The 15042-nt window shown below is 52.8% G+C and carries 11 protein-coding genes; 5 read left to right on the top strand and 6 right to left on the bottom strand.

The genetic code is table 11. The annotated features are described in order from the left end of the window. Nucleotides 1-21: 21 nt before the first annotated feature. From L9W92_RS00060 to L9W92_RS00070, 3 genes are all read left to right on the top strand, one after another. Nucleotides 22-1221: a glycosyltransferase gene (locus L9W92_RS00060; protein ID WP_240081727.1), complete on the top strand. Its 1200-nt coding sequence runs from the start codon at nucleotides 22-24 to the stop codon at nucleotides 1219-1221. Nucleotides 1222-1353: 132 nt separating this feature from the next. After that, nucleotides 1354-2946 (top strand): O-antigen ligase family protein, encoded by a 1593-nt coding sequence (locus L9W92_RS00065; protein ID WP_240081728.1) that lies wholly within the window; start codon nucleotides 1354-1356, stop codon nucleotides 2944-2946. Next, nucleotides 2939-3421: a DUF4330 domain-containing protein gene (locus L9W92_RS00070; protein ID WP_240081729.1), complete on the top strand. Its 483-nt coding sequence runs from the start codon at nucleotides 2939-2941 to the stop codon at nucleotides 3419-3421. The genes L9W92_RS00065 and L9W92_RS00070 overlap by 8 nt, the downstream gene beginning before the upstream one ends. Nucleotides 3422-3557: 136 nt before the next feature. On the opposite strand, the gene L9W92_RS00075 is transcribed toward L9W92_RS00070, so the two are convergent. The 6 genes from L9W92_RS00075 to selA all read right to left on the bottom strand — a co-directional run bounded on the left by L9W92_RS00075 (nucleotide 3558) and on the right by selA (nucleotide 10844). After that, nucleotides 3558-4826 carry an LCP family protein gene (locus L9W92_RS00075; protein ID WP_240081730.1) on the bottom strand — a complete coding sequence of 423 codons (1269 nt, stop codon included), beginning with the start codon at nucleotides 4824-4826 and terminating at the stop codon, nucleotides 3558-3560. An 86-nt stretch (nucleotides 4827-4912) separates the two neighbouring features. Next, on the bottom strand, nucleotides 4913-5320 hold the full coding sequence (locus tag L9W92_RS00080) for a hypothetical protein (protein ID WP_240081731.1): 408 nt from the start codon (nucleotides 5318-5320) through the stop codon (nucleotides 4913-4915). 92 nt (nucleotides 5321-5412) lie between these two features. Then, nucleotides 5413-6510: a polysaccharide pyruvyl transferase CsaB gene (gene csaB, locus L9W92_RS00085; RefSeq protein ID WP_240081732.1), complete on the bottom strand. Its 1098-nt coding sequence runs from the start codon at nucleotides 6508-6510 to the stop codon at nucleotides 5413-5415. A 52-nt stretch (nucleotides 6511-6562) separates the two neighbouring features. Beyond that, on the bottom strand, nucleotides 6563-7300 hold the full coding sequence (locus L9W92_RS00090; protein ID WP_240081733.1) for a WecB/TagA/CpsF family glycosyltransferase: 738 nt from the start codon (nucleotides 7298-7300) through the stop codon (nucleotides 6563-6565). A gap of 207 nt (nucleotides 7301-7507) precedes the next feature. Next, complete coding sequence (selB, locus tag L9W92_RS00095; protein ID WP_240081734.1) at nucleotides 7508-9427, bottom strand: selenocysteine-specific translation elongation factor; 1920 nt, start codon at nucleotides 9425-9427, stop codon at nucleotides 7508-7510. A gap of 1 nt (nucleotide 9428) precedes the next feature. Then, nucleotides 9429-10844: an L-seryl-tRNA(Sec) selenium transferase gene (gene selA / locus L9W92_RS00100; protein ID WP_240081735.1), complete on the bottom strand. Its 1416-nt coding sequence runs from the start codon at nucleotides 10842-10844 to the stop codon at nucleotides 9429-9431. Between the two features lie 485 nt (nucleotides 10845-11329). Between selA and L9W92_RS00105 the strand changes: the two genes are divergently transcribed. After that, complete coding sequence (locus L9W92_RS00105; RefSeq protein ID WP_240081736.1) at nucleotides 11330-14170, top strand: phosphoribosylformylglycinamidine synthase subunit PurS; 2841 nt, start codon at nucleotides 11330-11332, stop codon at nucleotides 14168-14170. Then, entirely contained in the window at nucleotides 14167-14949 is a 783-nt protein-coding gene (gene purQ, locus L9W92_RS00110; protein ID WP_240081737.1) for a phosphoribosylformylglycinamidine synthase I, read from the top strand. The genes L9W92_RS00105 and purQ overlap by 4 nt, the downstream gene beginning before the upstream one ends. The last annotated feature ends 93 nt before the right edge of the window (nucleotides 14950-15042 follow it).

Genomic DNA, 15042 nt, shown 5'->3' on the forward strand with positions numbered 1-15042 from the left:
GGCATGACGGGGGGCAAATAGTTGAGGAAAATCCGGGCGGTTGTATTTATGGGAATGAATCCATGGAATTACAGCGAAATAAACGACTCGGTGCGGTTTTTGACCGCCGCATGCACGGAGGCGGACAGTCTGTACATAGAGCCTCCCCGCGGTCTCAGGGGCGCGCTTGCTCATCCTGTCTACTTGCTGCGCAACATCCGCTGGGGGCAGGCAGTCCACGGCGGTGTCACAGTATACACGCCGCCTCTCGGCTTTGCGCCGGTATCCCTTGGATTGAGGAAATACGCGGACAGCTTGACGGCCGCTGAATTTGACCGCATACTGGGACGTTTATACGGACATGCCTGGCGTGAGCAAACGCTGGTGTATATTTCATCCTGGAGTTATACGCAAACCCAGTTTATCAAAAAATTAAAACCTAAATACCTGGTTTTCCATATCTTAGATGACTCTTTCGCCTTCCCGGAAATAAAAAACAATCCACGCGTGCTGGCCGGCAACAAATCATTTTACCAATACATGATGGCCAACAGCAGCGCGGTAATCGCCGTGTCTCCGGAACTGGCCGGCAAGTATTCCACTCTTTATCACCGGGATGTGCATGTTGTTAAAAACGGTGTAAACGTGGAACATTTCGCAGGGGACAAATTCCCGCCGGAACAGGAAATAGCGGGCATGCCTCAGCCGGTCTTAATGTATACCGGCTCGATCAACTCCTGGATCGATTTGAAGCTGTTAATCAAACTGGCAGACGACAGGCCGGGGTATTCGCTGGCACTGATAGGACATTACTATGAAGGCGCGGCTGATGCCAGCCTGTGGCGAGAATTGCTCAGCAAAACTAATGTTTACTGGCTGAAGAGCAAACCTTACGCCGTGCTGCCCGGGTACATGCAACACGCGGCGGCGCTCCTGCTGCCCCGGACAGAAGATGAACATTCGCTGGCTTCAGACCCGCTTAAGCTATATGAGTACCTGTCCACCGGCAAACCGGTAATATCAACGGCTCTCCCGGCTGTTGGCGATTTCCGCGATTTTGTATATGTTTCAGACAGAGAGGATTTCGCCGCCGAAGCCGACAAGGCGCTCAAAGAGCATGATCCGGCCAGGGCCCGGCGTCAAATCGCCATGATGGAAAAACACTCCTGGCCGGCGCGGGTTAAAGAGCTGGCTGACGTTTTACTCACCACCTGCGAAGTTACTTTTGCAAACTCCTCATAATTTAAAGAGCCGGAAACCAGAAGTCAGAATAAGAGAACGCTATATCGTCTTTAAAAATTCCGAATTATGACTCCTGACTTCTGAATGCCATTATAGTTATTACATTATCAAAAAGGTCGGATGTATACGCTCATGCAAAGCTACATTATTACGCTGGGGAAAAGGGCATTAAATAAAAACGCGGCCATGTGGGCAAAAGGATTTGACCTCAGTCTTACCGGTCGTTTAACGCGCTTCCTGCGCGCATCTTACCAAGATAGTTATATAGGGCGGCTGCTGAACCACAACATGACCGGAGAAAGCGGCACATTCACACTGCTGCGCAAAATAACCGGCACAGTGGAAAATCGCTTAAAAATACCGGCGAGAATTGAAGCGCGGCAGCGGGAGATCATTTACGCCGCTTTGTTCGCACTGGCCGCCTTGACCGCGTTGTCCTTTTTCTTGCTGCCATTTAAGCAGTCGCTAATCGTGCTCGCAGCCGTTCTGCTGACAGTCGGAACGCTTTACAAAACAGAGTACGGCTTGTACGCCGCCGCCCTGCTGCTGCCTTTCGCGCCGCTGAAAGCGCTTTTGGCGCTGGCGCTGGTGACTTTCCTATCCCTCATTATTAAAGCAGCCAAACGCCCTCACTTCCACTTCTACCTGTCGCCTTTATTCATACCCCTGCTGTTGTATTTTGGGGTAATGTTCTATGCCACCGTCACTTCAGTTTCATTTTGGGACAGCGCCGGAGAATTCTTCATCCCCGTCACCGGTCTGATTTATTTGTTTGTGATCGTGAATACTATTGACAGCCGGGAAAAGCTGGACAACTTAATCACCTGCCTGGCCGTTGCCGGCCTGATTACAGCATGCTACGCCATCTACCAGTTTTATACCGGGGTAAATGCCATTGAGCTAAAGAAAGAATGGGTCGACATTACCCAGAACCCGGAAATAAAAAACAGGGCTTACGCTGTTTTTGACAATCCAAACCTCTTGGCTCAATATATGATCCTGCTGTCGACCCTATCCTTGGGAGCGGCTTTCGGCGCTAAAAAAGCCGGCCTGCGAATTTTCTTCATTTCGACAGCGGCTACCGCCGTCTTCTGCCTGCTCCTGACTTATTCCAGAGGCGGTTGGCTGGCGTTTGTGGGCGCCCTGGTTTTCTTCACGCTGTTTAAAAACAAGCTGCTTGTGCAATTATTGGCCGTGGCGGGGATATTCGTCTATTCCGCCCTCCCCGCCACGATTATCAACCGGTTGTCTACAATCACTTCAACTAAAGATACATCCAACTTGTACCGTTTGGATACCTGGCAGTCAACCCTGTCCCTGCTTAAAACTCACTGGGAAACCGGGGTCGGGCTGGGGAGAAAAGCCTTTGCCCGAGTGTACTACACGCATATGATTAATTCCAACGTGGTTCCCCACTCGCATAACTTGTATTTACAGATTATCAGCGAGTTTGGTATACTTGGCTTGGTGGTTTTTGGCTGGCTGTTTGTAGGCATATTCCGCCTCGGGCTTAAACTAAGCGCGGCAGGCAGCGCCGGCGCAAGAAGCCTGAACGCGGGAGTAATGGGAGCGCTGGCGGGGTTTTTATTCCACTCGCTAGTGGATTATTTTCTCTGGTATTACAAGCTGGGAATTTTGCTTTGGTTGCTGATAGCAATCGTTCTTGTGCTGGAAAAACTTACGGCACAACAGATCAGCTCTGAAAGGAATGAGCAGAATGCATAAAAAAAAGGATAACGTAAAATTTAATTTTGTGGATATTATTATCATCGGCCTAATCCTTGCCCTATTCGCGGCCGGCGTGTACAAGCTAGCATTTGTGAACCGGGCGCTGGCTTTACAAAACGGTCATATCGAATTTAAGGTTTATGTTGAGAAAGTGCGCATTCCTACGGCAGAGAGCATTAAAGAAGGACAAGCCGTGCGAGACGTACAAACCAACATTCCGCTGGGAAATGTCGTTAAGAAAGAGGTTTTTCCGTATCAAGAGGCCGTGCCTACGCTTGACGGCAGGGTTGTGCTGGCTGATGTGCCGGAAAAATATGACGTGATCATCACTATAGAGTCACCGGCCGTCGTAACAGACAACACTATTATGATCGGCAACAAAGAAATCAAAATCGGCGCGCAAATAAACGTTAAAAGCAATGTATTTTCTGTAAACGGAACTATTTATGGCGCGACTATACTAAACCAATAGCAAAGACAAAATGAAATAAAAAAAAGAAAAAAAGGCTTCTCATTTAAAGAGAATTTAAAGAGAAGTCCTTTTTTTCTTTTCGGGCAGTTAGCTTTCATTTAGCTTTCGGCTAATTTCTCAGTTAATTTATGAAGCTTTAAGTTTTTGCCTTCGCCCCCGGTATGCCGGGGTTGACTCCTTCTTTGCTCTGGGTGGCGTCAGAAGAAGCATCTGGTTTACGGGATGTTCCTGTGCCGGCGCTACCGGTATCTCCAGGCGTAATAGTGATCTTGCTGCCGGTGGAACCACTGGTATTGCTGCTTTTTGCGCCGGTTTTACCTGACTTGTCAGTAGTCGTCTGCCCGCCAGTCTGCTTGGTCCCGTTCTGGTCTTGCTGCGTTTGGGTGCCGGGCTGCTGTTTCGTCTGGTCGGCAGTGGCTGCTGTTTCACTTGATTTCTGGGAAGTTGCCTTAGAACCGCTTGAGCCGCCGTACTGGCCGCTCAGCGGGGTAGTCAGCACGACATTGGTCTCTGTTTCCCCTTTGAAGAGTTTTGCCAGCACCTGCCTGGCTTCAGCAGGATCCACTCCCCAGTAACTCCCTCCATTGATATCCAGCAGCCGCCCGGGCAGAGTCTGGGCGACAAAATTGCCGTTCTCCATGTTCTTTGAAGCCGACGAAGCCAGTTTTAATAAATCCGTCGCAGGCAAGTTGGTTTTTACATAACGGTTGATTTCAGTGACCAGTCTGGGCAACTTGGGAATGGTGCTGGCCTGAAGCATTTCTCTGCCCAGCGCCATTAAAAACTTCTGCTGGTGCTGGGTACGCTCGATATCCGCCAGCGGGTAATCCCGGAAACGCACGTACTGCAGCGCCTTGTCACCGTCAAGGTGCTGTACGCCCTTCTTCAGGTGAATCCCTTCGCCAGATTTATCCATATCTTGTTCAACATCATAGGTTATGCCTCCCAGGGCGTCCACGATATCTTTAAAACCGCTGAAATTGACAAGCACATAATATTTTATCGATGTGCCAAGCAACTGCGAGACAACCTTCGTGGTAAGCTCCGGCCCGCCGTAGACAGAAGCGCTGTTGATCTTATCCATACCATAGCCTGGAATGTTCACCCTGGTATCCCGCGGGATGGAGAGCAAGGCCACCTGCTTGCTCTTCTGGTCGACGCTGGCCAGGATTAACGTGTCGGTGCGGGCCATGGTTTCGCCCTTCCTGGCGTCTATACCCAGCAGCAGCACGTTTAGCCTTTCGGGAGTAGGTTCAAATATATTAGGTATATCTATATCCGGAGTTTCAAATGGAAACATATCTTTCAGCAGCATGCCGCAGCCGGCCAGCACCGTCAACAACAACAGGCAAATAACCACAAAAGGCGTTTTCCTTCTTAATTTTCGCCGCCTGGTTATCCTCATCAACTCACCCCATTGGAATAACACTTTACTAAGCTGTTATCTGTCTAATTGTTTAAATCCTGACAAGGGTTCAACATTTCTCAAAGCTACCGCACCGTCGCCCCGCCCCGGTACATCACCACAGCCGGCGACTGGGCTTTCACGCCGCGCCCGTCGTCCCTGGGCACTACCAGCAGGTGATTAAGCGGCGCCGCGCTGCCGGCATGAATATCCGCACCCCCGGTGACATCCGGAATGCCGTTGCCGGTTGCATCGACTACAACCGCCTGTCCCCGCCTGGTGATAAGCTCCGTCCCGGCATGGCCCTGCAAAATCTGACCTGTTTTTAAATCAACTATTTTCCACTGCATATACTGGTCGACATAGCTTTGAGTGACCAGCGGGTCGCTGCTTCCGCCCGGTTCATCGTCAGCGCCGGCAAAAGCGGCATAACCCAGAACAGAAATTACTATAACAGCAAGCAAAACGATAAAAACCGTCTTAAATTTATTCATGACAATCAAACCCTCCTGTTGCAGAATTCGACACAAGCCGGCCCAATTCCTCCCATATCAAGACAACTTATACCGCCTTTATTATATAGACGTTAATCAGGCCGAATAAGTTCGACAGCCAGCGAGGCATTTTTTAAAGCCTGCTTACGCAAGAGAGCCACCCGTTCTTGAAGATCCGCGCTTATTTTTTCACGGTTGCGCACAGCATGCTTTATTCTCAAGGACAGCTCGTTATATTCGAGGCATTCGGGACTTAAACCAGTTGGCAACCCGAGCGACTGTAGAAAACGGTTCACTTTCGGGTCATAGGAAATACCAACTACCGGAACGCCGAAAATCGCGCTGAATATCAGAAAATGAAGCCTCATACCCACCGCCAGATCAAGGTTGGCGGCAATAGACAGCAATTCCTTGTATTTTGTTCCGGAGCCAAGCATGAAAGGAGGTTTTCCACGCATCAGGGCGGCCACCTCCCGGCATGTCTCAATGTCTACCGGGTTATGCATCGGGATCAGCAGCACCTGCCATCCTTGCGCCGTCAAATCGTCGGCCGCTCTGGCCACCACTTCCTTATAACGGCTCAGACCCTTCCACGGTATTACGGACAAACCGGCTACGGGACCGCCGCCCACGCCGAGGGAGGCAAGAATCTTACGCCCTTTTTCAACGTCAATCAGAAGCGGCTCCAGACCAAGGACAGGATCGGCAGTCACCTGCACATGCGGGCGTTTAACACCCAGAGAAACAAGTTCACTTTTTGAATCGGCATCACGTACGGTGACAGCGTTAACATGATTAACCACAAGCCGCACCGCCGTCCTGCCTAAAGCGGTGTGCACAGGCCCGATACCCTGGGCGTAAAAGAAAACGGGCTTGCCGATAAGCACAGCCATTGCGACAACGCCTAAATAATAAATTATGCTGCGGGGACTGGTCACATCCTGCAAAAGCCCGCCGCCGCCGCTGATTAACATGTCCGCCGCCTTAATGGCTTGAAAAACCTGCCAGGGATTGTTGCGCGAAACGGAGCGGACATCAAATTCCCGGGTGGTGTAACCCGGTTCCCGGGATAATACGGTAACTTCCAGGCCGGGCATTACACCTCTGAGAGCCTGTAACATAGCATGCAGGATCGCCTCGTCACCACTGTTATGAAAACCATAATACCCTGAAATTACCACTTTGGGCATAAATGCTCCCCCAGGAAAACCAGTTAATTAATCTTCAAACGTCAGACAGATGTCACCGCGTCCGCCTTTTAAATCGGTACTCCCTGAGCACCAGCCAGGCGAACAAAGGCAGGACGGCCTGGCGGCGCCAGCGTGAAGGATCTTTTACCAGGCGGAACAGCCACTCCAAATGCAAGCGGCGGATCCACCGCGGCGCGCGGCGCACTTTTCCGGCCACAACATCAAAGCTGCCCCCCACCCCAACGGCAACAACCGCTCCGGTTTCCTGGAGATTTCTATCTATCCACCACTCTTGTTTCGGCGCCCCAAGCGCCACGAAAAGCAGGTCGGGGCGGGATTCCCTTACTATCCCGGCTACTTCGGCTTCTTCATTATCTTTAAAATATCCATGGTGGACACCGGCGACTCTTAAGCCCGGGTAATCCAGACTCAACCTGGCGGCTGCCTCCTCCGCGACTCCCGGAGCCGCGCCGAGCAAAAAGATACTCCACCCCTCCACAGCCGCCTGTTCGACCAGGCGCATCATCAAGTCAATACCGGTGACCCGTTCCGGCACCGGACTCCCGGCTACCCGGCAGGCCCAAACAATTCCAACTCCATCCGGGGTTACCAAATCGGCGCGCCCGGCCAGTTTGCACAGTTCCCGGTCAGCCCGCGCACGATATAAAAATTCAGGATTAATCGTCACCACCCGGCGCGGCAGTCCGTGACGAATATATTCCGCAATCCGTCTTACCGTTTCTTCAAGATCTAAGGCGTCTATATTTATCCCAAGCAGGTCGACCTTCATACCTGTTGAATTCCTTTTTCTAATTTCTTTAAACTTTCTTTAATTTAATATCCGGCAGTCACAATGATCATACCTAATGATGACGAACCGTTCTCACATTCCTGATTCCTGCCCCCTGAGCATTTATCTTTTTAACGTTATCAACGTTGCTTTTTACTATTTTAACATAGTATTCAATTAACCTCCAGGCATCAGTAAGTACCTTGATCAGCCCAATGCTTTGCCGGGCAGCCGTTTGTCGCCGACCCGCCGGGTAATCCGCTCCTTGTCGAAGTACTCGAGCAAGGGCAGGGCATATTTGCGGCTCGTCTGTAAAAGATCGCGCAGCTCACGTACCGTAATCTCACCATTTTCACGCAAAAAGCCAACAACCTTCTGTCTGACCATACTGAGAGTTTCATCAAGAAAATAAAGATTTTCGCCCACTTTTTTTAGTTCACCGGTTCTCAAGAAATACTGCAGCAGTTCCAAACCAGCGTTCTCGCTCAAGCCCGCCGTGGCGGTCAGTTCGCTCCATGCCGGGGGCTGAAAGCAGGCTTCGGCCAATTCCTTCCTGATCCGGTCAATTATCAAACTCATTTTCGGCTCTGAGCCAGAAACGAAGGACGGACTGGCAACCGCCTGAGCCGTGCAGCGGACCAGTTGATCATTTTCCAGGGCAGCCAGCAGAAATTGAAAAACTTTATTATTCAGCGCGGGAAATTTCCGGGAACGAAGTTCTTCTTTAGGATACCCTTCCCGCAGGGGAAACTCGCGGTGGTAGGATTCCAGCATTTGCTGCAGCTCACCGGCCAGACGCCGGTATACTTCAATCAGCGCCAGGTAGACTTTCCCGTCGCCGGGCACTATCTTAACCTTGTCCTGAAGGGCAAGCTCTCGTGCCAATTTATCGGTCTCGGACACTTGGAACCCTGTCCCTGCCGCCGCGTCCATCAATTCAGGCAATCCGGGATTGCTCCGCAAATATTCTTCTAAAATCTCGGCCGGCGTACCCCGCTCCCGGGTTTCCAGAGCCTTCAGCACTTCGCTGCGAAAGCGCTTGTGCTTGCGCCCCGGCGCCGGGTCAATGACAATCCCGCCGCCGATAGTCAGCATAGGTGAATAAGACCGGAGCACAAACCGGTCCCCCTTGACCGCGGCCGTCTTTTCTTGCAGCTCAATCTGGGTATAAGCTATCGCTCCTGGTTCGAGTTCTTCCCGGTCCAGCAACACGACCCGCCCCAGGATTTCACCGGACCCAAGATGAAAACGAACCGGAGCCCGGTTTTTCAGCGGCCTGACGGCGCTTTTGAGCAATAATAAATGCACGTCCAGCCGGTATGACGGGGTAAGACTGTTTACACCCGCCACCACGCTCCCGCGGCTGATTTGTTCGACCTCCAGACCGGCCAGGTTGGCCGCCACCCGCTGTCCGGCCCAGGCAAAATCGACTTTTTCACCATGTGACTGGAGAGACCGCACCCGGGCGATCAGTCCTTGCGGCTGTACTTCCACTGAATCACCAACCCGGATTTCACCCGCTACCAGCGTTCCTGTCACCACTGTACCGAAACCCGTGACGGAAAACACCCGGTCCACGGGCAGCCTTGGCGGGCCGGCTACGGTTTTAGCCGGAGTTTCCTCCGCCACACGGTCCAGCAGCTCAAGCAAGCCGCCGATGCCTTGACCGGTCACAGCAGAAACTGTTACCAAAGGAGCATCCTCTAAAACCGTGCCCTTTAAAAAATCCTGCACTTCTTCTTTTACCAAACCAAGCCATTCCTCATCCACCAGGTCGGCTTTGGTCAGCACAACAACACCCTTTTTTACCTGAAGCAACTGGATGATATCCAGATGTTCACGGGTCTGGGGCATTACTCCTTCATCAGCGGCAATCACCAGAAGCACCAGGTCAAAGCCGCCGGCCCCGGCCAGCATATTCTTGATAAAGCGCTCATGCCCGGGCACATCAACAATGCCGGCCTTGCGTCCGCCCGGCAGCTTCAAGGCGGTAAAACCGAGCTCAATCGAGATACCCCGCTCTTTTTCTTCTTTCAGCCGGTCAGTGTCAACACCAGTCATAGCTTTAACCAAGGCTGTTTTACCATGATCGACGTGACCGGCAGTCCCGATAATCAGGTGTTTCATTTTAAATCACCTTTCCTATCGCCGCCGCCAGCGCCGGCAATTCATGATCACGCACGGTACGGACATCCAGAATCAAGCTGCCGTCTTGCACCCGGCTCATTACCGCCGGTTTTCCCCGCATCAGGGCTGACTGCAAGTCGCCGGCAGAAGTCGCGCGGGAATTAATCTTCACAATCGCGGTAGGCAGTTCAGCTGACGGGAAGGAGCCGCCGCCCACCACGGAAAACCCCTTGCCGACCTCAACTTCCGCCTTGTTTTCCACGGCGCCTCGCACAAGGCCGGCCAAACTCTCCGCTTTTTCTGTCAATTGGCTTGAACCAGCCGCAAGCATCTGCAAAGTCGGCATTTTTTCAACAATAAGCTCCTCATCCAGGTATTCCCGCAAGGTAGCCTCCAAGGCCGCCACAGTCATCTTGTCGACCCGGATCGCCCTTAGCAGGGGATGCTTTCTCATCTTATCAATATAACGGCGTTTTCCCGCAATTACGCCGGCCTGCGGGCCGCCCAGCAACTTGTCTCCACTGAAGGTAATCACATCCGGTCCCGCGGCCACTACCTCCCGCACGGTAGGTTCTCCCGGCAGGCCGAAGCGGCTCAAATCAAGCAGAGAGCCACTGCCGAGATCGGACATCACCGGCAGGGAATAGGCACGGCCAATCTCCACCAGCTCATTTATCGTGGTTTCCCTGGTAAAGCCAATGATCCGGTAGTTGCTGGTATGGACATGAAGCAGCAGCGCCGTTTGTTCGTTAATCGCCTTCCGGTAATCATCGGGATAAGTTTTATTGGTGGCGCCGACCTCCACCAGTCTTGCGCCGCTCTGGGCCATTACCTCCGGAATACGGAAAGAACCCCCGATCTCTACTAACTGGCCTCTGGATACCACGACCTCGCGCTCTTTAGCCAGTGTGCTCAGCGCAAGAAGAACCGCCGCGGCGTTATTGTTCACCACCAGGGCGGCCTCCGCCCCGGTCAGGGAAGTCAGAACCGGCTCCAGCGGCGCGTAGCGCGACCCGCGCCGGCCGGTAGTCAATTCCAGTTCCAGGTTGGAGTAACTGGAGGCTATCTCGTAAACGGCCCGCCTGGCGTTTTCGCTTAAAAGGGCCCGTCCCAGGTTTGTGTGCAGGACTACCCCGGTGGCGTTGATTACCGGTTGCAGATTGGAACATGCCCTTTTACGGACAGCTTCAGTTGTTCTTAACACAATCAAATCCAGACAACTGTTTTCATCCATATCTTCTTCAGCCGGGTCACCATCCAGGAGCCGCCGGCGCTCACCGGCCAAAGAATCACGTACAGCCTCAACCACCATGCTCCTGGGATATACGGCCAGCAGTTCCGCCACTCTATCGTCCCTGAGCGTTTCATCAACCGAAGGCAACAACCGCACGCCCTGTTCCCATGATTTTTTACTCATACAGCCCCCAAAAAACGAGAATATTATCTTCTTAACCTTACAATTATATGGCAGTTATACACCAAAAGCAAGTATCGGATCCCAGCCCGCCTTTCCACAAATGGCACAACTTATATCCCCATGGCATTAACACCCTCTGTAAAGATACCAGCGGTTATAATATAATGATTAGGAGTCAGGAGTCAGAATAAAAACTGTAATCCGTCCGGCACCACTCTGAATGTCTGCTTACTGAATGCTTGTATATTAACCCAATAATGATAAAAGAAAGCGCTCCGATTATGTGATCGCTTTATTTATTTATTGTTACTGTTCAGGTAATCAGAAATTCAGAAGTTAGACTCAGATAATTCCAGACGATAAACCATTCTATTTATTCTGACTCCTGACTTCTGAGTACTTGTTATTTATTTTTACTTCCCGGGCAGGAAATTGTGATAAATTGCCGTATTAATAGTTGCGACCACTTGGATAGGAGGTAAAAAATGATGATTCAAGAGGTGCGGGTAATCACCAAGGCTGGCATCCCCGACAGCAAGGGAGAGGAAGTCCGGTACGAAATAAGTCACGCTTTAGGTATTAACACGGTGCAAAAAGTCAGAACCGCCCGCGTTTTCCGTTTTGAAGGCATTGGCGCCAGTGATGCTGCCCTGCTGGCGGAAAGACTGCTGGCAGAAAGTATTTTCCAGGATTTTTCAGTTAACAGCCCGGTGATTAACGATGCCGCCATTGTACTGGAAGTAGCTTACAAGCCCGGAGTAATGAACCCGGAGGCCGCTTCCATTATGAAATCCGCGGCCGACCTGGGCGTAGCCGGGTTATTGGCGGCCGACTCCAGTTGGGAGTATGGTTTTTACGGTGAAAACATCACCGGTGAAGATATTGAAAGAATCACCTCCAGCCTGCTGGTTAACGCCACGGTAGAGTATGTTGTGAAAGAAAAACCAAAAACCTTGATTATTCAGGGCAGGCCAGGCCGCACGGAAGTGATTCCGGTTAGACGAATGAGCGACCCCGAGCTGATTGAATTGAGCCGTGACAAGTTATTCTTAAACCTGGAGGAAATGCAGGTTATTAAAGAATACTTCCAGCGCATCGGCAGGGACCCCACTGATTGTGAAATAGAAACAATCGCTCAGACCTGGTCCGAACACTGCGGGCACAAAACATTCAAAGCCAGGTTGATCGTTGACGGCAAAGAGAAAACCCCGCTCTTGCAACGGTTGAAAAAAGCCACTGAGGAGAGCAAACACCCGCTGGTGCTGTCGGCATTCGTGGACAACTCCGGTGTAATGGAATTTTATGACGGTCAGGCTATTTGCGGCAAAGTGGAAACCCACAATTCCCCATCGGCCATTGAGCCATACGGCGGCGCCATGACCGGCAGCGGCGGCGTATTCCGCGACATCGTGGGTACCGGACGCGGCGCGAAAACACTGGCTTCAACCGATATGTTCTGCTTTGCCAGGCCCGACACGCCCGACGAAGATATTCCGGCCGGCTGTCTCCACCCGCATTACTTATTGCGCCGGGTGGTCGCCGGGGTGCGTGATTACGGCAATAGAATGGGTATTCCCACAAATAACGGCTCGGTGCACTTTCACCGGGATTTCCGCGCCAAGCCGTCGGTTATCGTAGGGGCCTACGGGATCCTGCCGGCGGAGTTATGCCGCAAAGGCCGGCCCCGGGCCGGAGACCTGGTGATTGCGCTGGGCGGCCGCACCGGGCGGGACGGCATTCACGGCGCCACTTTCTCCAGCGGGGAAATGACCGACCGGACCATCGATGTAAATTCCAGCGCCGTGCAAATCGGCCATCCCATTGAAGAAAAGCGTACGTTCGACGCCATTCTGATAGCCCGTGACGAGGGCTTGATCAGGGCCATCACCGACTGCGGCGCCGGCGGGTTCGCTTCCGCCGTCGGAGAAATGGGCGCGGCAGTAGGCGCCAGGGTTGCCCTCGACCGGGCGCCGCTGAAATACCCCGGCCTGTCCCCGTGGGAAATCATGGAGTCGGAAAGCCAGGAGCGGATGGTGCTTGCGGTTGCCCCGGAACATGCCGGGCGGCTCATGGAAATATGCCGGGGTTACAATGTCGAAGCCACCGTCCTCGGCGAATTTACCGGAGACAAGTGTTTCTCCGCCACGTACGAAGGCCAGGTGGTAATGAATCTGGAAATGGAATTCCTGCACAACGGGCTGCCCCAGCGGGTGATGGAAGCAGCCTGGCGTCCGGCCCGCTTTGCAGAGCCGCAGGCTGTTCCAAAGGCAGACTGGGAAGACCTGTTCTGCCGGGTAATGGGACACCTTAACGTCTGTTCCAAAGAACCGATTGTCAGACTGTACGACCACGGCGTTCAGGGCACCAGCGCCCTCCCTCCCTTTTCCGGCATAAACGGAGACGGGCCGAACGACGCGGCCATCATGGCGCCTATCCTAGGAAAACCATACGGGATGGTGATCTCCCACGGCCTGAACCCCGTGCTGAACATGATTGACCCTTACCATGGAAGCCTGTGGGCAGCCGCCGAGGCGGTATCCAACGCGATAGCCTCCGGCGTCAACCCGCGTGATCTGGTTCTCATGGATAATTTCATCTGGCCTTTCCCCGACGAGGAACTGCTGGGCGCCCTGGACCTGGCCGTCGACGCCTGTGTGGACTTCGTCCGCGGCACAGGGATGCCGTTCATTTCCGGCAAGGACAGCCTGTCCAGCACTTACCGGGGCAAAGACGGGACGGTGATTAAAATCCCTCCGATATTATGTATTTCAGCGTTCGGGCGGATACCGGACGTGTCCCGGACAGTGTCGGCCGATTTTAAAAAAACCGGCGCGCAAATCGTCTTGGCAGGATACCGGAATACCGCTGAAATGGCCGGATCTGTCTACTACGACTTGCTCGGTTATATCGGCAACAACCTGCCGAAGCTCAGCCCCACCGCGCTGATGCAGGTTTTTGAGGCCGTTTACGGGGCTGTAAAATCAGGAAAAGTCCTGGCCTGCCACGACATCAGCGAAGGCGGCGCGGCGGCGGCGCTGGCCGAGATGTGCTTCGGCGGCGACATGGGTGTTCAGATAATCATACCGGAGGATGAATCAGCCGAAAGCTTCCTGTTCAACGAAACGGCAGGCTGCTTCCTGGCGGAAATCCCAGCCGGCAGCAAGCCGACTGATATTTTTGGCGGCATTCCCTGCCAGGTAATCGGCAAAACAACAGACAGTAAAGTTATTGCAGCCGAACAATCAGGAAAAACCCTTTTCGAGACCAGGCTGGACAGGCTGAAAGCAGCCTGGCGGCAGCCGATGAAGGAGGTGTTCCGGCAGTGAAAAAGCCGCGTGTATGTGTTTTAAGAACGGACGGGATCAACTGCGACGAGGAAATCTTTTACGCCTTTGCCAAAGCCGGGGCGGAAAGCCAAATGGTGCATGTCAACCAGCTAAGAAGCAAAGAAGCGCGGTTGGCTGATTATCAAATCCTGGCCTTGCCAGGCGGCTTTTCCTACGGTGACGATGTCCACTCGGGTAAAGTCCTAGCGGTGGAGCTAACTTCCTTCCTGAAAGAGCAATTAAACGAGTTTGTCGACTCCGGTAAACTAATGCTCGGCATATGCAACGGATTTCAGGTGCTGGTGCGCACCGGACTGCTCCCGGACCAGCACCTGGGTAACATTGAAGCCACCCTGACGGCCAATGACAGCGGGCACTTTGAATGCCGCTGGATCAGGCTGCTGGTTGAACCCAGCCACTGCGTTTTTACCCGCGGGATGGAGGGTTCGCTGATAGAAATTCAGGTAGCCCATGGCGAAGGCAAGTTTTATGCGGACCCGTCTGTTATTGCCAAAATAAAAAACGGCGGCCAGGTGGTATTCCGGTACGCCGGCGCCGACGGCAGGCCGACCGCGCTTTACCCGGCCAACCCGAACGGCTCGTTAAACGCCATCGCGGGGATTTGCGACTCAACGGGCAGAATAATGGGCATGATGCCCCACCCGGAGCGGTACGTGGAAAAAACCCAGCACCCGAACTGGCGCAGAATGCCGGGAGATACCGTGCCTCATGGCCTGGCTGTCTTTAAAAATGCTGTGGAGTATGCCCGGCAGATGTAATATTAATCGCTAAATATAGGCACAGAACTAGTACCGGCGTGAAAACATGCCGGCAGAATAGCCAAGTTCCAATACTGGACAATATAGAGTAAA

Origin of the sequence: Pelotomaculum terephthalicicum JT (genome assembly GCF_022410535.1) — a bacterium.
GTDB lineage: Bacteria > Bacillota > Desulfotomaculia > Desulfotomaculales > Pelotomaculaceae > Pelotomaculum_D > Pelotomaculum_D terephthalicicum.